Annotated in this window: 20 protein-coding genes; 11 read left to right on the forward strand and 9 right to left on the reverse strand. The window is 61.6% G+C overall.

The window, feature by feature from the left end:
• Positions 1-20 precede the first annotated feature (20 nt).
• From MHM84_RS19730 to MHM84_RS19765, 8 genes are all read left to right on the forward strand, one after another.
• A complete protein-coding gene (locus tag MHM84_RS19730) occupies positions 21-521 on the forward strand; it encodes a TRAP transporter small permease (protein ID WP_239268468.1) in 501 nt (166 codons plus the stop codon).
• Positions 514-1794 carry a TRAP transporter large permease gene (locus tag MHM84_RS19735; protein WP_239268471.1) on the forward strand — a complete coding sequence of 427 codons (1281 nt, stop codon included), beginning with the start codon at positions 514-516 and terminating at the stop codon, positions 1792-1794. Before MHM84_RS19730 ends, MHM84_RS19735 begins: the two co-directional genes overlap by 8 nt.
• Complete coding sequence (locus MHM84_RS19740; RefSeq protein ID WP_239268473.1) at positions 1791-2522, forward strand: FadR/GntR family transcriptional regulator; 732 nt, start codon at positions 1791-1793, stop codon at positions 2520-2522. The genes MHM84_RS19735 and MHM84_RS19740 overlap by 4 nt, the downstream gene beginning before the upstream one ends.
• Positions 2519-3394, forward strand: a complete 876-nt coding sequence (locus MHM84_RS19745; protein ID WP_239268475.1) for an amidohydrolase family protein — start codon at positions 2519-2521, stop codon at positions 3392-3394. Before MHM84_RS19740 ends, MHM84_RS19745 begins: the two co-directional genes overlap by 4 nt.
• Before the next feature lie 69 nt (positions 3395-3463).
• Positions 3464-6709: an FAD-binding and (Fe-S)-binding domain-containing protein gene (locus MHM84_RS19750; protein WP_239268477.1), complete on the forward strand. Its 3246-nt coding sequence runs from the start codon at positions 3464-3466 to the stop codon at positions 6707-6709.
• 67 nt (positions 6710-6776) lie between these two features.
• On the forward strand, positions 6777-6977 hold the full coding sequence (locus MHM84_RS19755; RefSeq protein ID WP_239268479.1) for a DUF2905 domain-containing protein: 201 nt from the start codon (positions 6777-6779) through the stop codon (positions 6975-6977).
• A 153-nt stretch (positions 6978-7130) separates the two neighbouring features.
• Positions 7131-8933, forward strand: coding sequence for a sodium:proton antiporter (locus MHM84_RS19760; protein WP_239268482.1), 1803 nt, complete (start codon positions 7131-7133; stop codon positions 8931-8933).
• 91 nt (positions 8934-9024) lie between these two features.
• Entirely contained in the window at positions 9025-11100 is a 2076-nt protein-coding gene (locus tag MHM84_RS19765) for a TonB-dependent receptor (protein ID WP_239268484.1), read from the forward strand.
• 61 nt (positions 11101-11161) lie between these two features.
• Here MHM84_RS19765 and trpC read toward each other — a convergent pair whose 3' ends face one another.
• From trpC to MHM84_RS19790, 5 genes are all read right to left on the reverse strand, one after another.
• Complete coding sequence (gene trpC, locus MHM84_RS19770; protein ID WP_239268486.1) at positions 11162-11968, reverse strand: indole-3-glycerol phosphate synthase TrpC; 807 nt, start codon at positions 11966-11968, stop codon at positions 11162-11164.
• Positions 11969-11992: 24 nt separating this feature from the next.
• Positions 11993-13021 (reverse strand): anthranilate phosphoribosyltransferase, encoded by a 1029-nt coding sequence (trpD, locus tag MHM84_RS19775; RefSeq protein ID WP_239268489.1) that lies wholly within the window; start codon positions 13019-13021, stop codon positions 11993-11995.
• A 39-nt stretch (positions 13022-13060) separates the two neighbouring features.
• Positions 13061-13651: an aminodeoxychorismate/anthranilate synthase component II gene (locus MHM84_RS19780; RefSeq protein WP_239268491.1), complete on the reverse strand. Its 591-nt coding sequence runs from the start codon at positions 13649-13651 to the stop codon at positions 13061-13063.
• 274 nt (positions 13652-13925) lie between these two features.
• Complete coding sequence (gene trpE, locus MHM84_RS19785) at positions 13926-15425, reverse strand: anthranilate synthase component I (RefSeq protein ID WP_239268610.1); 1500 nt, start codon at positions 15423-15425, stop codon at positions 13926-13928.
• 233 nt (positions 15426-15658) lie between these two features.
• Positions 15659-16324 (reverse strand): phosphoglycolate phosphatase, encoded by a 666-nt coding sequence (locus tag MHM84_RS19790; protein ID WP_239268493.1) that lies wholly within the window; start codon positions 16322-16324, stop codon positions 15659-15661.
• A gap of 198 nt (positions 16325-16522) precedes the next feature.
• Between MHM84_RS19790 and MHM84_RS19795 the strand changes: the two genes are divergently transcribed.
• Positions 16523-17821: an NAD(P)/FAD-dependent oxidoreductase gene (locus MHM84_RS19795; protein ID WP_239268495.1), complete on the forward strand. Its 1299-nt coding sequence runs from the start codon at positions 16523-16525 to the stop codon at positions 17819-17821.
• Between the two features lie 52 nt (positions 17822-17873).
• On the opposite strand, the gene MHM84_RS19800 is transcribed toward MHM84_RS19795, so the two are convergent.
• The 4 genes from MHM84_RS19800 to rpe form a co-directional block, all read right to left on the reverse strand.
• Complete coding sequence (locus MHM84_RS19800; protein ID WP_239268498.1) at positions 17874-18209, reverse strand: cytochrome c; 336 nt, start codon at positions 18207-18209, stop codon at positions 17874-17876.
• Between the two features lie 52 nt (positions 18210-18261).
• Positions 18262-19539, reverse strand: coding sequence for a PQQ-dependent sugar dehydrogenase (locus MHM84_RS19805; RefSeq protein ID WP_239268500.1), 1278 nt, complete (start codon positions 19537-19539; stop codon positions 18262-18264).
• Between the two features lie 109 nt (positions 19540-19648).
• Positions 19649-19945, reverse strand: coding sequence for a GIY-YIG nuclease family protein (locus MHM84_RS19810; RefSeq protein ID WP_239268503.1), 297 nt, complete (start codon positions 19943-19945; stop codon positions 19649-19651).
• On the reverse strand, positions 19938-20636 hold the full coding sequence (gene rpe / locus MHM84_RS19815) for a ribulose-phosphate 3-epimerase (RefSeq protein ID WP_239268505.1): 699 nt from the start codon (positions 20634-20636) through the stop codon (positions 19938-19940). Before rpe ends, MHM84_RS19810 begins: the two co-directional genes overlap by 8 nt.
• 146 nt (positions 20637-20782) lie before the next feature.
• Between rpe and ggt the strand changes: the two genes are divergently transcribed.
• Both ggt and MHM84_RS19825 read left to right on the forward strand, forming a co-directional pair.
• Positions 20783-22525: a gamma-glutamyltransferase gene (ggt, locus tag MHM84_RS19820; protein ID WP_253561868.1), complete on the forward strand. Its 1743-nt coding sequence runs from the start codon at positions 20783-20785 to the stop codon at positions 22523-22525.
• 109 nt (positions 22526-22634) lie between these two features.
• On the forward strand, positions 22635-23813 hold the full coding sequence (locus MHM84_RS19825) for an MFS transporter (protein ID WP_239268508.1): 1179 nt from the start codon (positions 22635-22637) through the stop codon (positions 23811-23813).
• Positions 23814-23829: the final 16 nt, after the last annotated feature.

Genomic DNA, 23829 nt, shown 5'->3' on the forward strand with positions numbered 1-23829 from the left:
ACTTTCGTTGGGAAGACACCATGTATCGCCATTTGGATGCATTCAGCCGACACCTGGCTACGCTCAGCCACTATCTCGGCGCTCTGATCGCTCTGATCATGGTCGGCACACTCTTGCTGGGCGTTTTCTATCGCTATGTACTGCAAGACTCGCTGTCATGGTCTGATGAGGTCGCTCTACTCGCCGCCTCCTGGATGACATTTCTGTTCGCCAGCTCGCTGGTGCGTCGTTTCGAGCACGTTCGTGTCACCTTAATCCTATCGATGCTGCCCGACTCACTGGCGGGTCTCGTAGAGCGTATTAATGTACTGCTCGTACTGCTGTTCGGCCTAGCCATGGTGTGGACGGGGTACGGCTTCATGGAATTCACCTCGAGCCAGGTCTCTCCAGCCATTCGCTATCCCTTGTGGGTGAAGAATGCAGCGTTACCCGTGGGCGGTGCACTCATCACCATCCACGCCTTCGTGCTACTGGTCAGGCCCAGCTCACTCAATGCACTGAGGGCACAAGACAATGGATGACACGGGTCTAGTCTTGATCTTTGGCCTTTTCGGCCTTCTTATCATTGGTACACCAATCGCCATTGCGCTCGGGCTGCTGACGTTAATTGGCGTGTGGATGGCAGACCTCAACCCCTTGATCGCCGCGCAGCGCTTCATGGCCGGCAGTAGCACCACCAGCTTGTTGGCCATTCCCGGCTTTATCCTCGCGGGTGAGCTCATGGGAGCAGGCGGGCTGTCGAGACGACTCGTTAGGGTGGCGTCCACCTTTATCGGGCATCTGCCCGGGGGATTGTCGATGTCGACCGTTGGTGCCGGCACCTTCTTCGGTGCAATCTCTGGCTCCGCCCCCGCGACTACTGCGGCAATCGGCTCGGTCATGATCGACGAGCTCGAAACACGTGGCTACAAACGCGGTTACGCCGCCGCCTTGGCGACGGCCGTGGGTCCGCTGGGCCAAATGATTCCACCGTCGATTCCAATGGTGATTTGGGGCGTACTGTCTGAAGAGTCGATTTCCAAACTTTTCTTAGCGGGCGTGATTCCCGGTTTGCTCGCCGCGGCGGGGTTTTGTTTGATCAGCGTTTTTTACGCCAAGCGCCAGGGCATCGTCAGTGAGCAACGGGCTACCGGCGCAGAGATTCTTTCGGCGCTTCGCGATGGCTTGTGGGCACTACTGGCACCCGTCGTCATTCTCGGCGGTATCTACGGCGGTATATTTACACCCACCGAAGCTGCCATGGTGGGAGCTTTCTACAGCGCCATCATCGGTCTGTTCATCTATCGGGACCTGCAGTGGCGACAACTTCCCGGTTTACTGATCAATGCCATGCGCACCACCGCTGTGATCATGTTCATTATAGTGACCGCCTACGGTTTCGCATTCGTCATTGCAAGCGAACAACTGCCCACGAAAATCACCGAAGTCATACTCGGGCTCACCACCAACCCGCTGCTTCTGCTGCTGTTCATCAACCTATTGCTGCTGGTGCTCGGGGCAGTAATGGATAACATTTCAGCCATGGTGATCATGAGCGGTGTGCTGATCGGCATTGGTGCCCAAATCGGCCTGGATCCCATACAGTTAGGTGCGATGGTGGTTATCAATTTCGCCGTCGGCATGGTCACGCCCCCGCTAGGCTATTCTATCTTCGTCGCTTCGTCAGTCAGCGGCATGAGCATCGAGCGTATCGCCAAGCACTTGCTGCCTTTCTTGGGCGTGTTGCTGCTCGTGGTGGGGCTGATCGCATATGTTCCCGCTGTCACCCTGTGGCTGCCGGACATGCTGGGATGACTAGATCTCAGTCTCCCGCTGCACGTGGCCAACGCCTCTCGGCCAAGGTTGCGGCTACCCTCGAGCGCGAAATTCGTGAAGGATGTTATCCACCTAACTCGAAGCTGCCCACCGAAGCGCACCTAATGGCGCGCTTCGGCATAAGCCGCACGGTCATCCGCGAGGCGATAGCCGAGCTGAGACGCGCCAACTTGGTCTATACCCAGCAGGGTAGCGGCACCTATATCGCCGCTACTTTGCCCCCTCGGCCCGTGTTTTCGCTTACCGCAGACGAAGTCGACCTGCATGAACTTCGCCTGATTTACCAAATGCGCCGTGAAATTGAAGCCGGTGCCGCTGCACAAGCCGCAATTCATGCCAACCAGTCGCAACGCCACGACATAGCGTTGGCACTCGATCGACTGGCCAATAGCCTGCCGAGCAAGAAGGACAGCGTGGCGTACGACCTTGCCCTGCACCAAGCAATCGCGTCTGCAACCGGTAATCATTTTTTCTGTGAATTCATCGACTTCTTCTACAACCGCATGTCGGTGGCTATCGCTACCGCTCGCCGGCATTCCGCTCAAGATGCCAAACTCGAGCAGATCGTCCAGGTCGAGCACCAGAACATCGTCGAAGCCATTCTCAGCGCCGAGCCTGAAGAGGCGCGTGCAGCTATGCGTTTGCATTTAACCAATGCATCACGTCGTCTCGGTCTACTTTCCACCACGCGTAAGGAAACACCATGACAACTCCCGATATTCCCGGGCCCGATCCCACCCCACGGCGTCCAAGTCGCGCTCTTCCTAAAGGGGCTTGTGATTGTCACGCGCACCTATTCGGTCCGGCCGATCGGTATCCATACCATCCGGCCCGCGGCTATACGCCACCGGATGCCGACGACGACGCCTATCGGCACTTGCTATCCGTGTTGGGTTTCGAGCGAGCGGTACTGGTGCAACCCAGTGTCTACGGCACGGACAATCGCCGCCTAATTGATGGGCTGCAACATGCTCTTGAACAGAGTCTTGCATGGCGCGGCGTCGCGGTTCTGGATGCCGATGTCAGCGATGAAGAGATCGAGCGACTGCATGGCCTGGGGGTTCGCGGCGTTCGAATCAATCTGCTGTTCCCTGGCGGCGTGGATTTCGATGCCATTACGTCGCTCAGCGAGCGAATCGCCCAGTGGGGCTGGCACGTTCAATGCCTCATCGATGTATCGAACTTCGAGAGTCTAGGCGTTACTCTCGACCGTCTACCCGTGGCCAAGGTCATCGACCACATGGGCCACGTGCCTACGCAGAGGGGCATCGACCATCCTGGTTTCCAACATCTTCTGCAACGCCTGGAGAAAGGCGACACCTGGGTAAAACTTTCCGGTCCCAATCGCATGACCACTCAGGCGAGCACGCCTTACCGCGACGTGGACCCTTTCTTCTCTGCTCTGGTCGAACGTAATGAGGAGCGCTGCGTCTTTGGCACCGATTGGCCACACGTAAAGCTGCCAGGGCCCATGCCCAACGATGGTGATCTCGTCGACGAGCTACTGCGCCTCGTGGACAGGAATGCCATCCTTGAGAAGATTCTTGTGCACAACCCTGCACGCCTTTATGGCTTTTAGGCAACGGCCAAGCCTATCTCTGGTAAGGTAACGCCTGCGCCTGCACCGACTAGCTTGATAATCGAGAACATGATCGCACGACTGGACTCTCTATCCCGGGTCGATTCCCGCTATGTCGCTTTCCTCGATGCTCTCCGCAAGGAGGGTTTCGCTGGCGACATCGCCCCGGACTATGCCAATCGCACGGTGCTCGCCACCGACAACTCCATCTATCAGCGCCTGCCGCAGGCGGTGCTCTACCCGCGCGATGCCGACGATCTGGTGCGCATTGCCCGGCTCGCCGGCCGTGAGACGTTCCGCGACATCGTGCTCACCCCGCGCGGCGGCGGCACCGGTACCAACGGCCAGTCGCTGACCGATGGGCTGGTGGTCGACGTGTCGCGTTACATGAATCGCATCGTCGATATCGATGTCGAGCGACGTCGGGTACGCGTGCAGGCCGGGGTGGTCAAGGATCAGCTCAATGCCGCGCTCAAGCCTTACGGGCTGTTCTTCGCCCCTGAGTTGTCGACCTCCAACCGCGCCACCATCGGCGGCATGATCTCCACCGACGCCAGCGGCCAGGGCAGTTGCGAATATGGCAAGACCCGCGATCACGTCCTTGAACTCGACACGGTGCTGCTCGGCGGCGAGCGCTTCGAGAGTCGCCCCGTCACGGAAAACGAGCTGAACGGCCTGTGCGAGCGCGACGGCATCGTCGGGGACGTTCACCGCACCGCCCGCGAGATCATCGACACCCAGCGCGAGCAGATCGCGGCCAGGTTCCCCAAGCTCAACCGCTGCCTGACCGGTTACGACCTGGCGCACCTGCGCACCGTCGATGGCCGCTTCGATCTCAATAGCGTGCTGTGCGGCTCGGAAGGCTCGCTGGGCCTGCTCAACGAAGCCACCCTCAACGTGCTCCCGATGGCCAAGTGCTCGACGCTGGTCAACGTGCGCTATGCCAGCTTCATGGATGCCCTGCGCGACGCCCGGGCGCTGATGGGCCTGGGAGACGCCGCGGCGTCGGCCGAGCTGCCCCGCCCCACCTCCATCGAGACCGTCGACGACAAGGTACTGGCGCTGGCCATGGAGGATTTCGTCTGGGACAGCGTGGCGGAGTTCTTCCCCGCCGGCGAGGCCCGGGCCACCGAACGGGCCACGGACATCGACGGCGACACCGCGACCGCGACGCGCCCAGTGGCGGCGCCGGCGATCCGTGGCATCAATCTGGTCGAATTCAACGCCAACGACCCCGACGAACTCGAGGCCAGGGTGAGGACGTTCACCGATCACTTGGCTTCCGATGCCAGTGTCGAGCGACTGGGCTATACCCTGGCCGAGGGCCGCGAGCAGATCGGCCGCGTCTACGCCATGCGCAAGCGCGCCGTGGGCCTGCTCGGCAACGCCAAGGGCGAGAAGCGCCCCATCCCGTTCGTCGAGGATACCGCGGTACCGCCCGAACACCTGGCCGACTACATCGCCGAGTTTCGTGCGGCGCTGGATGCCCGAGGCCTCGAGTACGGCATGTTCGGTCACGTCGATGCCGGCGTGCTGCACGTGCGCCCGGCCATCGACATGAAGGACCCAGCCCAGGAGCGCCTGATCCGCGAGATCTCCGACGAGGTCGCCGCGCTGACCCAGCGCTACCACGGCCTGCTGTGGGGTGAGCACGGCAAGGGCGTACGCTCGGAATATGCCCCCCAGTTTTTCGGTGAGCTCTACCCGACGCTGCAACGCCTCAAGGGCGCCTTCGATCCGCACAACCAGCTCAACCCCGGCAAGATCGCCACGCCGCTTTCTATCCGGCCCGAAGCCGCCGGTAACGCTATCCGGCCCGAAGATGCCGGCGCCACGGCCGATAGCGTCGCCGAGGAAACCGTCAAGTGGGTCGATCCGGGGCTGCTGACCATCGACGGCGTGACCACCCGCGGCCAGCTCGACCGCCAGATCGACGAGCGCGTATGGCAGGCGCATCAGTCCGCGGTGTACTGCAACGGCAACGGCGCCTGCTACAACTACGACCCGGCCGATGCCATGTGTCCGTCGTGGAAAGGCACGCGTCAGCGCATTCACTCGCCCAAAGGGCGGGCCAGCCTGATGCGCGAGTGGCTGCGTCTGCAGGGCAACGCCGGCACCGACGTCGTCGAGGAATCACGCAGGAAGAAGGCCGAGGGCACTTGGGGTTTCGTGCGCGACCTGCCGCTGCGCCTGGCCAATACCTGGCGCCAACGCCGCGGCGAAGCGGATTTCTCCCATGAAGTCTACGACGCCATGGCCGGTTGCCTGGCGTGCAAATCCTGCGCCGGCCAGTGTCCGATCAAGGTCAACGTGCCCGAGTTTCGTTCGCAGTTTCTCGAGGTTTACCACGGCCGCTACCAGCGCCCGCTGCGCGACTATCTGATTGGCGGACTGGAATTCATGGCGCCCCACCTGTCGCGTATCGCGCCACTCTACAATGGCCTGCTGCGGCATCGCCTGGTGGACCGCCTGATGGCCAACGGCCTGGGCATGGTCGATAGCCCGACGCTCTCGCGCGCCAGCCTGGCCAAGCAGCTCAGGGCCTGGGGCATCAGCGAGGCCACGCCGACCAGTCTGGGCCTGCTCACCGAACGGCAGAAGACACGCAGCGTGATCCTCGTGCAGGATGCCTTCACCAGTTATTTCGAGTCCAAGCTGGTGATGGACGTCGTCGAGCTGTTGTCGCGACTCGACATCCGCGTGTTCGTCGCCCCGTTTACGGCCAACGGCAAGCCGCTGCAGGTGCAGGGTTTCCTCGGCGCCTTCGAGCGCACCGCCGAGAAACAGGCGCGCCGGCTGCGCAGCCTGGCGACATTCGGCGTGCCGCTGGTAGGCATCGACCCGGCGATGACGCTGACCTATCGCCAGGAGTACACCAAGGCGCTGGGGCCGGACGCCACACCCGACGTGCTGCTGCTGCAGGAGTGGCTGGTCTCGCTGGGACGGCGCCTGGCGCCGGGCGGCCTGGCCCTCGACGATCCCGGCTTCCGGCTGCTCTCGCACTGCACCGAGAAGACCACTGCCCCCGGCTCGCCCAAGGCCTGGCAGCAGGTCTTTGCCGCCTTCGGTCTGGAACTGGAGCTGGTGGCCACCGGTTGCTGCGGCATGTCCGGCACTTATGGCCACGAGGCGCGTAACCGCGACACCTCCGAGCGAATCTACGACCTCTCCTGGCGGGAGGTGACGGAGGACCCGGCCAATGCCGGGCGTCTGCTGGCCACCGGCTACTCCTGTCGCAGCCAGGCCAAGCGACTGTCGGACATCCAACTGCGACATCCCCTGCAAGGACTCTTGCAGGCCGTAAAACAAGCCTGACTGGAATCGGAGCAACGGCAGCCGTTGCTCCGAGCTTGGCAAGTCACATCGTACCCGGGAGGCTGTCATGTCCCGCCCTCTGATCATTATCGGCATCGCAATAGTAATCATCGGCCTATTGTGGCCTTGGCTTTCGAAGCTGCCTCTGGGTCACCTGCCGGGCGACATCGTCATCAAGCGGGACAATTTCGCTTTCTATTTTCCCATTACCACGATGATCCTGGTCAGCGCTGTCCTCTCCGGCCTCGTATGGTTATTTCACCGCTGAAGCGGGCAGGCTCCGAGCCATCCTTGTGGCGCGACACGCCAGCAGGACACAACCGCAAGGTCTGCTGAATCGATCCTCTTAATGGCATTGCAAGCCGACGCGGGCAACGCTAGGCTGCGCGGCTGTTCTTACGTCGACCAGGGAAACGTGACAATGCAGACACCGGCCATCGCTCTGGCAGGCATCGGCCTGCTGGCCCTCATCTGTCAGTGGGCCGCCTGGCGGATGCGCCTGCCTGCCATCCTGCCACTGCTCGTCGCCGGGATTCTGTCGGGCCCCGTCACCGGCCTGCTCGAACCGGATATTCTGCTGGACGACTTGCTGTTTCCACTGGTTTCCCTGGCTGTCGCCGTCATTCTGTTCGAAGGCAGTCTGACCCTGGATTTCAAGGACCTGCGCGGACATGGCCGCACGGTACGGCGGCTGGTGACCTGGGGCGCCCTGATCACCGGCACTGTCGCCACCGTGGCTGCCCACGTCCTGCTCGATCTCACCTGGGAGATGGCCAGCGTGCTGGGTGCCGTTCTGGTGGTTACCGGTCCCACCGTAGTGCTGCCGCTGTTGCAGACACTCCGGGCGCGTGCCCACCTGACCCAGATATTGCGCTGGGAAGGCATCCTGATCGACCCCGTGGGCGCCATCGCCGCCGTACTGGTCTTCGAGTTCGTGGTTCTCGGCCAAGGCCAGGGGGCGCTCTCGCATACCCTGTCGATGTTTGTCCGCACCGCCGCCATCGGTTTCGGTCTGGGCATGCTCGGCGGCTATCTGTGGGGGCTGGTCCTGCGCCACCATTGGCTGCCACAGCGCCTGCACAGCTTCGGCACGCTGATGATCGTGCTGACCCTGTTCACCCTGTCCAATGCCCTGTTCCACGAGTCCGGCCTGCTCACGGTGACGGTGATGGGCGTGTGGCTGGCCAACATGCGTGGCGTGCCCACCCAGCATATCATCGAGTTCAAGGAGACATTGTCGGTCCTATTGATTTCCGGCCTGTTCATCCTGCTGGCCGCGCGCCTGACCGCTGAACAGCTAGCCCTGCTCTCATGGCCGGCCTGGGGGTTTCTGGCCATCCTGCTGTGGGTTGCCCGCCCCCTCTCCGTGTGGCTGTGTACGCTCGGCAGCGGTCTCGAATGGCGCGAAAAGGCCCTGCTTGCCTGGCTCTCGCCCCGCGGTATCGTGGCCGCTGCCGTCGCCTCGCTATTCGCCATTCGATTCGAAGCGGCCGGCGTCTCGGGCGCCGACATCCTGGTTCCCGTCGTGTTTCTCGTCATCATCAGCACCGTCGTCATGCAGAGCCTGCTGTCACGGCCGCTCGCCCGATTGTTGAACGTCAGCGAACCGGAAGCCTCCGGGTTTCTGATCATCGGCGCCAATCCGGTGGCCCGGGCCATCGCACTGAAGCTCACCGAAGCCGGCGTCGCCGTGCGTCTGGCCGACAACAACTGGGACGCCGTGCAGGAAGCGCGGATGGCGGGGCTGCCGGTCTACTACGGCAACCCGCTCTCCGAGCATGCCGCACAGCATCTGGAGCTCACTGGAATCGGTTACTTACTGCCGCTGTCCCCTTATCGCGAGCTCAACAATCTCGCCGTTCTGCATTTCGAGCACATCCTGGGGCATGGCAAGGTGTTCCTGCTTGCTGAGGAGGATGCCCGCAACGCACATCGTCATCGCGAACGGGCCTTGGAACACCTAGCGGTTCTTTTCGACGACGAAGCCACTTTCGCACGACTTTCGCAGCTGCTCGAACAAGGTGCCGAATTGCGCAGCGCACGCATGACGGATAGCTTTGCGCTGGACGCCTATTGCACCATCCACGATCAGCGCCTGCTGCCGATGTTCAGCATCGGTCCGAACGGGCGCATCCGGGTCGCCAATACACGCTCCCCCCTTTCTCCAAAGCCCGGCGATACCTTGATCAGCCTGATTCACGTCGACTCGCCGGAGTATGCCTGAACCGCTTCGGCTTGCCGCCTTGCGGCACGCCTGCAACACTAAGGCCACCGAACATAACGAAAGAACGAGGGAACGTGTGAACAGATGCAGGATGCTGTCATTTTGCTTGCTTGGTTCGATACCCACTATCCAGGCGCAGGCACAGGACGCTACGCCAAGCACACTACCCACACTGGAAGTCAGCGCCCCCCGCCTGGAACGCGAACTCTATACCACGCCCCAGGCCATCTCGGTGGTCGAGCAAGAGGCCATTCAACAGGGCCAGCAGCGCGTTCGACTCGATGAATCCCTGAATATGGTGCCTGGCGTTTATCTCCAGAACCGTAACAACTTCGCCCAGGGCGAGCGTATCTCCATTCGTGGTTTTGGTGCCCGTACCCCTTGGGGAGTGCGCGGCATCACGCTGATGGTCGATGGAATTCCCTATACCCTCCCGGATGGTCAGGCCCAGACCGACGCCATCGATCTGGATAGCGCCCAGCGTATTGAAGTCATCCGTGGCCCGGCGGCGGTCCAATATGGCAACGCGTCGGGTGGTGTGATCAGCGTGACCACGGCGGATGGGCGTGACGATCCGGGCAGCAGTGTTCGCTTTGGCGTGGGGAGTGACGGCTATCGCAAGTTGTCGGCGCAAAACGGTGGCGTGAACGGCTCATGGTCACACCATGTGAGCTTTTCCGCACTCGATATCGAAGGCTATCGCGATCACAGCTCGGCGGAGAAATATCTCTTCAACGCCAAGCTGCGCCGCGACTTGGGCCACGACCGCGCCATTACCACCATCGTCAATCTGCTCGATAGCCCCTATGCCGAAGACCCGGGCGGCATGACGCGGGCACTGGTCCAAGAGGACCGTCGCGGCACGATCGATAGCGAAGGCTACTATGATTACTCGCCCGACCGAATCGACGCCGGGCAGGAAGTCGATCAGCAAGTGATCGGCCTGCAATACGAGGATCTCTCGGCCGGACCTGGCCAGTTTTATCTCAAGGGCTTCTATTTACATCGCGATTATCAGCAGCAGTTGGCCTTTGCGGGCGGCAGCCGATCGATAACGGATGTTCAGAACTACATCGCCTATGATCGCGATTATTATGGCGGCAGCGCCGAGTATCACCAGGCGATGGAACTGGGCGGCCTGCCCCTGCGATACATGACGGGTGTCGACGTCGCTCGGCAGGTCGATAATCGCCATAGCGACGATGTACTGATCGACGGGGAGCACGTACGCCGCTCCCAGGACGAAACGCAAAAAGCCACCTCCATCGGCGCGTTCGTGCAGGGTGATCTGGAACTGACCGAACGCTGGATGCTCTCGCTAGGCACGCGCTACGACCGGGTAACGTTCGACATCGACGACCAGCTTTCGAGCGACGGCGAGGACGGCAGTGGCGAGCGCACCTTCGATCAGTGGAGTGGCAGCGCGGGCCTGAGCTTGCGTTATCTTCCCAATCATCAGCTCTATCTATCCACGGGCACCTCCTACGAGACCCCGACTTTCTCCGAGTTTGCCAATCCGAATGGCGCAGGTTTCAATCCCGACGTAGAGCCGCAGAAGGCCTGGAATCGCGAAATCGGTCTGCGGGGTCATTTCGCCAATGGTCTGAATTACGACGTCGTTGTGTTTTCGACCCGCGTTCACGATTCCTTGATCGCTTACGAGAACGAAGCCGGAAAAAGCTATTACCGCAATGCCGGCGAAAGCTTGCAGGAAGGCATCGAAACCTCGCTGGGCTGGCAGCTCACCCCCGCCTGGCGCATCGATAGCGCTCTGACATTGGCCAGCTACGAATACGATGATTACACCTCCGGTGGAAACGACTACGACGGCAATCGTATCCCCGGCCTGCCGGAACAGACCTGGAATAACCAACTCTCCTGGCAGGGTGTCGATGAGCGCTTCGCGACACTCGAGACGCAATATATCGGCGATATGGTGGCGGACGACGCCAATGAGGTCGAGGTTGACGACTATTGGCTGGTCAACCTGCGCGCCGGTGATGGCTGGCGGTTTGGCGGTGACACGCTGCTCAAAGGCTATCTGGGCGTGCGCAACCTCTTCGATCGCGAGCATTACGCCAACCTGCTGATCAATGCGAGCAATGAGCGCTATTTCGACACGGCACCGGGACGCACCTTTTATGCTGGGCTGGAGCTGGACTTCTGAGCCAGTAACGACGCGGGCCGCCCAAGGGCGGCCCGCGCAATAGGTCACATGGCACGCGCATCTAGAAAAACAGACGCCGCAGCGCGGCGCCCGGATCCGCTTCGCGCATGAAGGCCTCGCCCACCAGAAAGCCGTTCACGTTGTATTCGCGCATGTGCTCGACATCGCCCCGCGTATTGATGCCGGACTCGGTAATCACCGTGACGTCACCGGGAATGCGGGACAATAGCTGGAACGTGGTATCCAGGCTGGTTTCGAAGCTGCGCAGGTCACGATTGTTGATTCCCACCAGCGCCAGATCCAGCGCCAGGGCGCGTTCGAGTTCGAGAGCATCGTGAACTTCGACCAGCACGTCCATCCCCAGCTCGCCAGCTTGCTGATGCAGATCCTTGAGCCGGGCATCGTCCAGGGCGGCCACGATCAACAGGATACAGTCGGCGCCGATGGCACGCGCCTCGCTGACCTGATAGCCGTGAACGATGAAGTCCTTGCGAATCACCGGCAGCTCGCAGGCTTCACGGGCGGCAATCAGGTACTCCTCGTGCCCCTGAAAAAAATCGGCATCGGTGAGGACCGACAGGCAACTGGCCCCGGCCTCAGCGTAGGCCCGAGCAATCTCGGCAGGACGAAAATCCTCGCGAATCACGCCACGCGACGGCGAGGCTTTCTTGATCTCGGCGATCACTGCCGGGTCGCCCTCGGCAATGGTCCGGTTGAGGGCGTCGATGAAACCGCGTGGCGCGCTCTGCTCACGGGCGCGCTCCAGCAGGGTCAGCTCGGAGACGCCGGCTCGCCGTTCGGCGATCTCTTCGTCCTTGCGGGCGAGAATACGGGCCAGGATGGTAGGCAGATTGTCGGATGGACTCATGGGATGTTCCTGATGTGCAGCGGCTTATGCCTGGTCCGTGAACACGCGACTGAAGTCGGTCAGTTCTTTCATCTTTTCCAGCGCCAGGCCGGTGGCCATGGCATCCTGGGCAAGCGCCACGCCCTCTTCGATACTGTCCGCCACATCGGCCGCATAGAGCGCCGCGCCGGCATTCAAGGCAACGATATCGGCCGCCGCCCCTTCCCCTTTCAAGGCTTCCTTGACCAGGCGCAGGCTGTCTTCGGCAGTCACGACCTTGAGCGACTCGAGTGACTGACGCTCGACCCCCAGCTGTTCCGGCGTAACGACGTACTCGGTAATCTGTCCATCACGCAGCTCGGCGATGCGCGTGGGCGCCGCCAGTGAAATCTCGTCGAGACCGTCCTCGGCATGCGCTACCAGCACGTGCCGGCTTCCCAGGCGTTGCAGGGTTTCGGCCATCAGGGCGACCAGCTCCGGCTTGTAAACGCCCAGCAGTTGATGCTGGGCGCCAGCGGGGTTGGTCAACGGCCCGAGGACATTGAACACCGTACGCACGCCCATCTCACGCCGCGGCCCGATCGCATAGCGCATCGCCTTGTGGTGCATGGGAGCGAACATGAAACCGACACCCACCTGGTCGATACAGCGGGCCACCTGCGCCGGCGAAAGATCGAGCTTGATGCCGGCGACATCGAACAGGTCGGCGCTTCCCGACGACGACGATACGCTGCGGTTGCCATGCTTGGCGACACGTGCGTCACAGGCGGCAACCACGAAACTCGATGCCGTGGAGACATTGAACAGATTGGCCCTATCGCCGCCCGTACCGACGATATCCACCACATTATCGAGAGAAGCGAGTTCGACCGGCGTCATCAGCTCGCGCATTACCTGCGCGGCCGCCGCCACCTCGTCGACGGTTTCACCCTTCATCGACAGCCCGATCAGAAAGCCGCCGATCTGGGCATCGGTCGCTTCGCCGGTCATGATGTAACGCATCACGGCATGGGTCTCGGCGTAACTCAGATGGTGGCCGTGCATCACGGCGTCGATCGCCTCACGCATCTGCATGTCGGGTCTCCTTCGGGTAGCGTCGTCCCGGCCAGGCCCTCAGGACCGGCCGCGCTCGAGAAAATTGGCCAGCAACTGATGCCCCTGGCGCGTCAGAATGGATTCGGGATGGAACTGCACGCCTTCGACGTCGAGTTCGCGATGGCGCAGCCCCATGATCAACCCGGGCGTGACGTCGTCATCCCCTACCCAGGCCGTGATCTCGAGCTCATCGGGCAGGCTGTCGGCATCGACGACCAGCGAATGATAGCGCGTCACCTCGAGAGGATCGTCGAGCCCCGCGAATACCCCGTTGCCATGGTGATGGACCCGTGACGTCTTGCCATGCATGACTTTCGGCGCCCGTATTACCTTGCCCCCAAAGACCTGGCCAATCGCCTGATGCCCCAGGCAGACGCCCAGAATCGGCAGTTGGCCCGCGAAATGGCGAATGACGTCTAGGGAAACTCCGGCCTCGTTGGGCGTACAGGGCCCCGGCGAGATCACGATATGACTCGGCGCCATGCGCTCGATGTCCGCCAGCGTCAGGTTGTCATTGCGGTGCGTTTCGACCTCGGCACCCAGCTCGGCCAGATACTGCACGACATTGAAGGTAAAACTGTCGTAGTTGTCGATCATCAACACGGACATCGCGCTAGATCCTTGATTCGATTCACGGTTCATGTGGCTGCCCCCCTTTCTTACCCAGCTATTTACCCAGGCCGGTCAATGTAACTTCGCCAGCCGTACAGGGGGACCAGACACAAAAATGCCGCCCTGACGGCGGCATATGTTCAAGACATGAGTGTGCCGCCCCGCTTAGGAGCGCCACCACTGGCTTGAACGGATAGAATCTGGTGTATGCATGCCCGCTATAGTGTGGTTATCGTCCCTGCCTGTCAAGGCAGGGAGTTTTCGTAAACGCCTAGTCGCCGAGATTATCCAGCCCCCGCTCGGCCATGGCCACTGCACGGAACAGCGCACGCCCCTTGTTGAGGGTTTCTTGCCATTCGAGTTCGGGTACCGAATCGGCGACGATGCCGGCACCGGCCTGGACGTGCAATTCGCCATCCTTGATCACCGCAGTGCGAATGGCGATGGCGGTGTCCATGTTGCCGTGCCACGATAGGTAGCCGACGGCGCCCGAATAAATGCCGCGCTTGACCGGTTCGAGCTCGTCGATGATCTCCAGCGCGCGAATCTTGGGCGCCCCCGAGAGCGTACCGGCCGGGAACGTCGCACGCAGCACGTCCATCGCCGATAGCCCCGGCTTGAGGCGTCCGGTGACGTTGGACACGATATGCATGACATGGGAATAGCGCTCGACGGCCATGTTGTCGGTCACTTGGACACTGCCGGTCTCGCTGATACGCCCTACGTCGTTGCGTCCCAGGTCGATGAGCATGACATGCTCGGCGATTTCCTTGGGGTCGGCCAGCAGGTCGGCCTCGAGCGCCTTGTCCTCTTCCTCGTTACGGCCACGCTTGCGGGTACCGGCGATAGGTCGCACCGTCACCTCGCCGTTCTCCAGCCGCGTAAGGATCTCCGGCGACGAGCCGACGACATGATGGTCGCCAAGATTGAAGAAGAACATGTACGGGGACGGATTCAGGCTGCGTAGCGCGCGGTAAAGATCCAGCGGCGGTGCCTGGAACGGGATCGACATGCGCTGCGACGGTACGCATTGCATGACGTCACCGGCCAGCACGTACTCCTTGATCTTGTCGACGGCCGCCTTGAAGCCCTCTTCGGTGAACCCCGAGGTGAAATGGCCTTCTTCCACCGCGGCACGCCCGGTGCCCGGGCTGGCCGACCTGGCGACGGCACTGCGCAGCTGGCTTTCCAGCGACTCCAGGCGATGACAGGCATGAGCGTAGGCCTCAGCCTGAATCGGGTCGGCATGTGTCCATAACGTCAGGCGCCCCGACAGGTTGTCGAAGACCACCAACTCGTCACAGACCATCAGCAGAATATCGGGTACGCCAATGGGATCGGGTTTGGCGTCGACATGCGCCCCACGCAGGCGCGGTTCGATATAGCGAATGGTGTCGTAGCCGAAGTAACCGACCAGGCCGCCATCGAAACGCGGCTGGTCATCGAGACTGGGCACCTTGAATCGCGCCTGGAACTGTTCGATCCAGGCGAGGGGATCCTCGACCTCGCTGATGCCGCTCTGTTCACCGTCGACGATATGGCGCACCTGGTAGCCACGCACCTCGATACGTTCGCGGCACGGCAAGCCGATGATGGAATAACGTCCCCACTTCTCCCCCCCCTGTACGGATTCCAGCAGGAAGGTCCAAGGTGCATCGGCCAGCTTGAGATAGGTGGAAAGCGGCGTATCGAGGTCGGCCAGCACTTCACGCGTAACCGGAATGCGGTTATAGCCAGCCTGCGCCAGTTCGGCGAAGCGTTCGGGAGTCATCATGCCCGTCGATTCCTTGAGATGAGTCGGTAAAGCGGTGGTAAGGCCATCCGGAGAATGGCAGCCAACGTGGCAACGGCGGGAGCGTCACCATCGCCAGCGCTTGACCTCGCGCATCAGCATGGCATTGCCTTGGGAGGAATGGCGGGCATTCAGCGTCATGTGGAATCCGACGTGTTCGTGATTGCTGAATCTTATTGATTTAGCGGCTTTTATAACCGCCCTCTGGCACCCTAAACGAGTTCCGCGAGCGATTCAACCAGGAAATCCGGCCGACTGGCAGCGACCGGCTCACCATGGTTGTAGCCGTAAGGCACGGCCAAGGTCCGAAATCCCGCCCGTCGGCCCGCCTCGACGTCATGGCGTGAGTCTCCCACCATCAGACAGGCTTGAGGCGGTATCGAAAACCGCTCGGCGACATGCAGTAGCGGCGCAGGATCGGGTTTTTTCTGCGCCAACGAGTCGCCGCCCACCGCATAATCGAAATAACCGTCCAACTCCAGAGCCTCCAATATCGGGGCAATGAAGGCATGAGGCTTGTTGGTGATGATCGCCAGTGTCAAGCCGCGGTCATGCAGTGCTGCCAAGGCCTCACGGACGCCGGGAAATAGGCGGGTACGCTCACTGGGAGCCCGGCCATAATGATAAAGAAAGGCATCATGCGCCCGATCCAGCATCCGTGTATCCGGCTCCTGCCCCGAGGCATGCCGCAAGGCCCGTTCGACCAACGTGCGCGAGCCATTGCCAACCCAGCCGGCGACCCTCTCCTCTCCTGCGGCAGGATGGCCATGTTCGGCGAGCACGGCATCGACCGCCACCGCCAGGTCGGGGACGGAGTCGATAAGGGTGCCGTCAAGATCGAACGTCACCAGACGTATACCTTCCAGACTCGGTGCCATGGGGTTGTCCTCTTGGCTGTGCAAATCATGCATGTAATATTACGAAAAAACATACCCCATCGCGGCGAAACAGCATAGGAATCTTCTAATAAGAGGATTATGCTAGACCCCAGCCGTCGCCGACTCCAGGCGCCAGACCGCCTGACCCTGGCGACTCACTTTACGACTTATTCTTCCAACCTTTCGTAAGGAGCCCACATGACTACCCCACGCATCGTGGTGGTCGGTGGAGGCGCGGGCGGGCTCGAGCTGGTTACCCGGCTCGGGAACAAGCTCGGCAAGCGCAAGCAAGCCGAAATCGTGCTTATCGACCGCAACCCCACGCACATATGGAAGCCCCTGCTTCATGAAGTCGCCACCGGCGTTCTCGACTCCGGACTCGACGAAGTTTCCTACCAGGGCCACTCCAAGGCGCACGGTTATCAGTTCCAGCGTGGCACCCTCAGCGACCTCGACCGCGAAGCCCGCACCATCACCCTGGCGCCCATCCTTGACGACGACGATACCGTCATACTCCCGGCCCGCAATGTCAGCTATGACTATCTGGTCCTGGCGCTAGGCAGCGTCTCCAACGATTTCGGCACCCCAGGGGTCGCCAGCCACTGCCATTTTCTGGACAGCCCGCAGCAGGCCGAGACATTTCGACACGACATGCTCAATACGTTCCTGCGGTACAGCGATCCGGAGCGCCGCGTCCATCCCAAGCTGACGGTAGGCATCGTCGGCGCCGGCGCCACCGGCGTGGAACTGGCGGCGGAATTGTTCGATGCCTCGAAGATGCTGCATAGCTACGGGTTCACCGCGCTGGATAGCGGCAAACTCGATGTCCACCTGATCGAGGCTGCACCACGCATCCTGCCTGCCCTACCGGAACGGTTCGGGCGCACCGTACACCGTGAACTCGAAAAACTCGGCGTCAACGTCCACGTCGACACCCGCGTGACCTGTGCCGATGAGGAAGGCTTCGTCACTGCAGACGGCAAGCGCATCGACACCGATCTCAGCGTGTGGGCCGCGGGCATTCGTGCCCCGTCCTTTCTCTCCGAGCTGGGGCTGGCAACCGAGCGCAACCATCAAGTCAAGGTCAAGCCTAGCCTGCAAAGCCTGGACGACGAGCGTATCTTCGCCTTCGGCGATTGCGCCTCCTGTCCGCAGCCCGACGGCAAGCGTGTCCCGCCGCGCGCCCAGGCGGCCCACCAGCAAGCGAGTCTGATGGCGCGCAACCTCACCGCGGCCATGCAAGGGCGTCCGCTCAAGGACTTCGTGTTCCGCGATCGCGGGTCGCTGATTTCACTGGCCCATTTCGATGCGGTGGGCAGCCTGATGCGTGGCGCCTCGGCGCGCAGTCTGTTCATCGAAGGGCGTCTCGCCAAGCTGTTCTATGCCTCGCTCTACCGCATGCATCAGCAGGCGATTCATGGCACGGTCAAGACCGGCATGACAGTGGTCGTGGACGGACTCAACCGCTTCCTGCGCCCCAAGATGAAACTGCACTGAGCTGCAACGATGGCTACGCCTTTGCCTCGAACCTTGGCGTAGCCGCGTTCCATCAGGGAATTTCCGGCACCGTGGCGGTTATCTTTATAGATTCGTACCAAGCCGCCAGGTTGGAAATATCCTCGTCGCTGAGCCCCTTGGCCACGACCGACATGATTTCATGTTCACGCTTGCCACTGCGGAAGGCTTTCAACTGCGTCTCGATATAGATTCGGCTCTCGCCAGCCAAATTTGGAGCGATGGGTATTTGGGCGATTCCATCCAGGCCATGACATGTCTGGCATTGCCGGGCCAGAACCCGACCCGCGGCAGGATCTGCCGCATAGGCCCTACCTTCTATCCCCATTCCAGCGACGAACATTGCCAGCACCGCGACGAGAGGCTTCATATGGCATCCTTATGGAAGCGAGCCGGCAGCGATCTCCTGCCGGCAGTCACGGTTACTGAGCGACCTGGGCATTCGCGTTATAGGAAATTCGATAGACTGCCCCAGCCAAGTCGTCGGAGACCAGCAGAGAGCCATCCCGAAGCTGGGCGACATCCACCGGACGTCCCAGGTATTCACCGTTCCCGTCGAGCCACCCTTCGGCAAAGGGCTGCGTCGCTCCGGTCACGTTGCCCTCGGCATCGACGGGCGTGAACATGATGCGGGCACCGATCGGCTCGGTGCGGTTCCAGGAGCCGTGCTGGGCGGAAAAGATACCGCCCCGATAGGACTCGGGAAACATCTTGCCGGTATAGAAAACCATCCCCAGGTCGGCGGCATGCGCCTCGGTCTCGACGACCGGATGCACGACCTCGACCGGCACCTCCTGATCCTTGTACTCGTTGGTACGCACCTCTCCGCCCCCGAACCAGGGGTGACCGAAATGCTGAGCTGCCTGAGTCTGTCGGTTTATTTCTCCCGGAGGGATATCATCGCCCATCCCATCGACCTGGTTGTCGGTGAACCAGAGCTCCCCCGTACCGGGATGAAAGTCCTGCCCCACCGAGTTACGCACGCCCCGTGAATAGACTTCGCGCTCACTGCCGTCCTGATTGAGACGAATGATGCCTCCGATGCCGTGTTCGCCAAAGGCGTTCAAATGTTCCGCCGGAGCAACGTTGTAAGGCTGCCCCAGCGAGACATAGAGCTTGCCATCCGGGCCGATATCGCAGACGCGCGCAGTATGGTTGTAACTCACGAACTGCTCGGGGATCAGTTCACCGCCTGCGATGACAGGCGTCGCGACGACGTCGGGACTTTCATAGAAGAACTCGGCCGCGGGATAAGCGAGTATGCGATTCTGTTCGGCGATGAAAAGCACGCCCTCGGGTGAAAAACAGGGACCGTTGGGGATCGCCTTGGCCAGCGAGGGAGCGAAATTCTTCACTTCGTCGGCCACCCGATCCTTGTCGCGGTCGGTCACGGCCCAGACTTCCGTCTTGCGCGTGCCGACAAACGTGACGATCCCCTGCGGGCCTACGGCCATATGCCGGGCATCGGGTACGAGCGCGTAGAGATCGATAGTGAAGCCGTCGGGCAACTCGATTCGTTTCAGCGTCTCTCTGATCGCATCGGCACTGCTACTCTGCTGATCGATGGTGGTAAATTCGGTGGTGCCCGTCGTCTGGAAATTGCCCAGCTTTTGCAGGGTATCGTCGGTTTGGGCGAACGCGGCAGAGAAGAAAGGTGTGCCGGCCAACAGGCAAGTGGTGGCGAGGGTCCTGTTTTTCATTGTTCTGTTTTCTCCTGTTATGCCAATGTTTCAGGACATTGACACAAAGGAGTTAAGTCAGCGCCTATTCAGCCGTCAAGCGAACTAAAGGAGGGGGTAAGCGCGTAGCTCAGCGAGCTCGGCAAGCGGGCCTGGCCACTAACCAGGCCCGTTTGTCGGCGGCCGAAAGACGCTTCAGAGACGCCTCTAGCTTCAGCGCCTCACTGCGACTTCCTACCCGCTCGCAGTGGACCAGGGTCAATGGTCCCTTGCCGCGCAGTGCCCGTGCGCCGCGACGCCCTCCGCAATGCTCGCCGAAGCGGCGCTCGACATCGGTGGTTATTCCCGTGTAAAGCGCTCCCGCCGCGGTCTCGATCATATAGAGAAACCAACGGGTTTCGGCGTTTCCCGCCAACGCTTCAGGCATTGGCGAGTTCATCGCGCAGCGCCCGGATCACGCTGTCGTAGCGGTTGGGATCCGCGTCCTGACGTGCACTGAATATCGCCGAGCCGGCCACGAAAGTGTCGGCTCCCGCCCGGGCGATCTCGGCAATGTTATCGATCTTGACCCCGCCATCGATCTCGAGCCGAATGTCATGACCGCTGTCATCGATACGCTGGCGTGCCTGACGCAGCTTATCCAGCGTACCGGGAATGAACGATTGCCCGCCGAACCCGGGATTGACGCTCATCAGCAGAATCATGTCGACCTTGTCCATCACGTAGTCGAGGTAAGTCAGCGGCGTGGCGGGATTGAAGACCAGGCCGGCCTTGGCGCCGCCGTCGCGTATCAGTTGCAACGAACGATCGACATGCTCGGAGGCCTCGGGATGGAAGGTGACGTAGCTGGCCCCGGCAGCGAGAAAATCCCCGATCAGGCGATCCACCGGCTTGACCATCAGATGCACGTCGATGGGTGCCGTGACCCCGTGCTTGCGCAACGCCTCGCAGACCATCGGGCCGATGGTCAGGTTGGGTACGTAGTGGTTGTCCATCACGTCGAAGTGCACGATATCGGCACCGGAAGCCAACACATCGTCCACTTCCTGACCCAGGCGCGCAAAATCGGCGGAGAGGATGGAAGGCGCAATCTTGAAATCGGGATTCACGTCAGGCATGGCTCTTTCATCAGCGAAGCTACGGAAGGCGGACATTCTATCAGCACTCCCGTCGCGATGCTGGACTCCGGAATTTGCGCGCGCTGCGTTAGGTGACGATAGTGAGTACGCTAACCCTACAATCAGAATTCCAAAGGGAGTCGATCATGGCCCTACCTATCCTTTCTCCTTCCGCCGGGTGGCGTCGATGGCTAGGCATCGCAATCTTCGTCACGTCGATGACTCCGCTCGCCTCCGCTCAGGAAGCCATTCTCGAGGGAGAGCGCTTCCATCCCGAGGTAGGCACTCGCGGCATGGTGGCTACCAGCCATTTCCTGGCATCCCAGGTGGCGCGCGACGTACTCGCCAATGGCGGCAATGCCGTCGACGCCGCAGTGACCGCCGGCTTCGCGCTGGCCGTCACCCAGCCGCGCTCGGGCAACATCGGTGGCGGCGGCTTCATGCTGATCTCGGACGAGAACAGCGGCAAGGTCATCGCCATCGACTATCGCGAGAAGGCGCCTTCCGCCGCCCACGAGACGATGTTCCAGAATGAACAGGGCGAGGCGGTTTCCGAGTTGTCGCGCTATACCCATAACGCCTCCGGGGTGCCCGGTACCGTAGCCGGTCTGGCCCTGGCGCTGGAAAGATACGGCACCTTGAGCCTGGCCGAGGCGCTTGCGCCAGCCATTCGCCTGGCCGAGGACGGCTTCGTCGTGCCGCAACGTTTCGTCGAGGGCATTCGCGAGACACGTGAGCGACTGGAAAAATGGGAATCGACACGCAAAATATTCTTCAAGCCCGACGGCAGTCTCTACCAGGCCGGCGACACCTTCCGACAGCCTGACCTCGCCGCCACGCTCAGGCGCATCGCCGAGCGGGGTCCGCGGGAATTCTACGAAGGCGAAACGGCGCGACTGATCGCTGCAGAAATGCAGAGGCACGACGGCTTGATGACCCTGGAGGACCTGGCCAACTACCAGCCCGCGCTTCGGGAACCCAGTCACGGCACTTACCGGGGGTATGACGTCTATGCCATGAGCCCACCCTCCTCCGGTGGCGCGCATATCGTGCAGATGCTCAATATTCTCGAGGGCTATGACATCGGCGCCATGGGCTTCAACTCCGCCGCCGCTATCCACGTCATGGCAGAGGCCATGAAACGCGCCTACGCCGACCGCTCCCAGTATCTCGGCGATACCGATTTCGTCGACGTACCGCTGGCAGGCATCACCTCCAAGGGTTACGCGGAAGAGCTGCGCAGCCAGATCCGCATGGACGCCGCGACACCCAGCGAAAGCATCGCTCCCGGCAACCCGTTGCCCTACGAATCCAACGAGACTACACATTTCTCGATTGCCGATGGCAATGGTCTGGCAGTGTCGAACACCTATACCATCAACTTCAGCTATGGCTCGGGCATCGTCGTCGATGGCGCCGGTTTCCTGCTCAACAACGAGATGGATGACTTTTCTGCCAAGCCGGGCGTGCCCAACGCCTATGGCCTGATCGGCGGCGAGGCCAACAAGGTCGAGCCCAACAAGCGCATGCTCTCCTCGATGACGCCGACCATCGTCAAGAAGGACGGCAAGAACTTCCTCGTCACGGGCAGCCCGGGCGGATCACGAATCATCACCACGACCCTGCAGGTCTTGATGAACGTCATCGACCACGACATGAACATCCAGACTGCGGTCAGCGTGCCACGCATCCATCACCAGTGGCTGCCCGACGAGATCCGTATCGAACAGGGCATCAGTCCCGATACCATCGCCCTGCTGGAGGCGCTCGGCCATACCGTCAGCCGCCAGGACGCCATGGGCGCCGCCCAGTCGATCATGATCGACAACGGCATCTACTATGGCGGCGCCGATCCCCGTCGCTCGACATCGTCCGCCATTGGGCTCTGACCCTTTCGCCCCGGCTCCGGCCGGGGCACTGCGCTTCGACACGCCACCAAGGTGTCATCGACGCAAGTCGGACACCATGGCTCAATGACATTTTGCCTTTGAGCGCCCCATGGCCATTTTCCTGATCGCCGTTGCCGAACTGTTCGGCACCGCTCTATGGTTTACCCCCAATGCAGTGATCGGCGCCCTCCAGCAGGAGTGGGGGTTGGTCGCGACAGACCTCGGCTGGCTGACCGGCGCAGTGCAGATAGGCTTTTTGCTGGGCACGCTGGGTATCGGCCTGAGCGGTCTGGCCGATCGTATCGATGCCAGCCGGCTGTTTGCCGGCGCCTGCCTGATCGGCGCCATGTCGAATGCATTGCTGCCCTTGGCCGGCGGCTTCTGGCCGGCCGTGTTCCTACGCCTGATCACCGGCATGACACTGGCCGGCATCTATCCGATCGGCATGAAGCTGATGGTCGGCTGGGCACCGGGACGTACTGGGCTAGGGCTGGCCTGGCTGGTCGGCATGCTTGTGCTGGGCACGGCGCTTCCGCATGCGTTGCATGGCGTCAGCGAAGCCGGCGTGTCCGACCTGCCATGGACCAGCGGTGTGTGGGGAGCCTCTCTGTTGGCGCTGATAGCCGGCCTGATGATCTGGCGGCTCGGCGAAGCACCGCAAGTGGCAAGAGCCAAACGTGGCGCGACTCCAGCACGTGCCTCACTCGATTTCAGTGTTTTCGCGATCCCCGGTTACCGGCGTGCCGCTGGCGGTTATTTCGGCCACATGTGGGAGCTATATACCCTATGGGCTCTGCTGCCGTTGCTGTTGGCATCGGCATTGCCGCAGGCGTCGGGCGTGACATTGGCGCTGGGCAGCTTCGCGCTCATCGCCATCGGCGGCCCCGGCTGCTGGCTAGGCGGTTGGCTGAGCCAACGCATCGGCAGCCGACGCGTTGCCATGCTGGGCCTGGCCGGGTCCGGCACTTGCTGTCTCGTCTTTCCCTGGGCCGGTACTCTGCCGGCCCTGCTCGCCGTTCCCTTCCTGGGGCTGTGGAGCGTACTCGCCGTCGTCGATTCGGCTCACTTTTCGGCCCTCTCCGCCCAAGCGGTGCCCACTCAGCGCCTGGGCACCGCCCTCACCTTGCAGAACGCCATCGGCTTCGGCATCTCGGTGATGTCACTGATCATGCTCGTTCCCATGTGGCCGCTACTCGAGCAATGGATTGGCTGGCTGCTGCTACCGGGCCCCCTGGTCGGTCTCTGTCTGCTGCGTCAACCTATCCTCGATGCCTCAACCACCAGCTGAATCATTGATGCGCCAG

Origin of the sequence: Halomonas sp. McH1-25 (genome assembly GCF_022348165.1) — a bacterium.
Classification (GTDB): domain Bacteria; phylum Pseudomonadota; class Gammaproteobacteria; order Pseudomonadales; family Halomonadaceae; genus Modicisalibacter.

Coding starts and splice junctions, on each gene's coding strand:
- MHM84_RS19730 (WP_239268468.1), top strand. CDS start 21: ATGTATCGCCATTTGGATGCATTCAGCCGACACCTGGCTACGCTCAGC.
- MHM84_RS19735 (WP_239268471.1), top strand. CDS start 514: ATGGATGACACGGGTCTAGTCTTGATCTTTGGCCTTTTCGGCCTTCTT.
- MHM84_RS19740 (WP_239268473.1), top strand. CDS start 1,791: ATGACTAGATCTCAGTCTCCCGCTGCACGTGGCCAACGCCTCTCGGCC.
- MHM84_RS19745 (WP_239268475.1), top strand. CDS start 2,519: ATGACAACTCCCGATATTCCCGGGCCCGATCCCACCCCACGGCGTCCA.
- MHM84_RS19750 (WP_239268477.1), top strand. CDS start 3,464: ATGATCGCACGACTGGACTCTCTATCCCGGGTCGATTCCCGCTATGTC.
- MHM84_RS19755 (WP_239268479.1), top strand. CDS start 6,777: ATGTCCCGCCCTCTGATCATTATCGGCATCGCAATAGTAATCATCGGC.
- MHM84_RS19760 (WP_239268482.1), top strand. CDS start 7,131: ATGCAGACACCGGCCATCGCTCTGGCAGGCATCGGCCTGCTGGCCCTC.
- MHM84_RS19765 (WP_239268484.1), top strand. CDS start 9,025: ATGCTGTCATTTTGCTTGCTTGGTTCGATACCCACTATCCAGGCGCAG.
- trpC (WP_239268486.1), bottom strand. CDS start 11,968: ATGAGTCCATCCGACAATCTGCCTACCATCCTGGCCCGTATTCTCGCC.
- trpD (WP_239268489.1), bottom strand. CDS start 13,021: ATGCAGATGCGTGAGGCGATCGACGCCGTGATGCACGGCCACCATCTG.
- MHM84_RS19780 (WP_239268491.1), bottom strand. CDS start 13,651: ATGTCCGTGTTGATGATCGACAACTACGACAGTTTTACCTTCAATGTC.
- trpE (WP_239268610.1), bottom strand. CDS start 15,425: ATGACTCCCGAACGCTTCGCCGAACTGGCGCAGGCTGGCTATAACCGC.
- MHM84_RS19790 (WP_239268493.1), bottom strand. CDS start 16,324: ATGGCACCGAGTCTGGAAGGTATACGTCTGGTGACGTTCGATCTTGAC.
- MHM84_RS19795 (WP_239268495.1), top strand. CDS start 16,523: ATGACTACCCCACGCATCGTGGTGGTCGGTGGAGGCGCGGGCGGGCTC.
- MHM84_RS19800 (WP_239268498.1), bottom strand. CDS start 18,209: ATGAAGCCTCTCGTCGCGGTGCTGGCAATGTTCGTCGCTGGAATGGGG.
- MHM84_RS19805 (WP_239268500.1), bottom strand. CDS start 19,539: ATGAAAAACAGGACCCTCGCCACCACTTGCCTGTTGGCCGGCACACCT.
- MHM84_RS19810 (WP_239268503.1), bottom strand. CDS start 19,945: ATGCCTGAAGCGTTGGCGGGAAACGCCGAAACCCGTTGGTTTCTCTAT.
- rpe (WP_239268505.1), bottom strand. CDS start 20,636: ATGCCTGACGTGAATCCCGATTTCAAGATTGCGCCTTCCATCCTCTCC.
- ggt (WP_253561868.1), top strand. CDS start 20,783: ATGGCCCTACCTATCCTTTCTCCTTCCGCCGGGTGGCGTCGATGGCTA.
- MHM84_RS19825 (WP_239268508.1), top strand. CDS start 22,635: ATGGCCATTTTCCTGATCGCCGTTGCCGAACTGTTCGGCACCGCTCTA.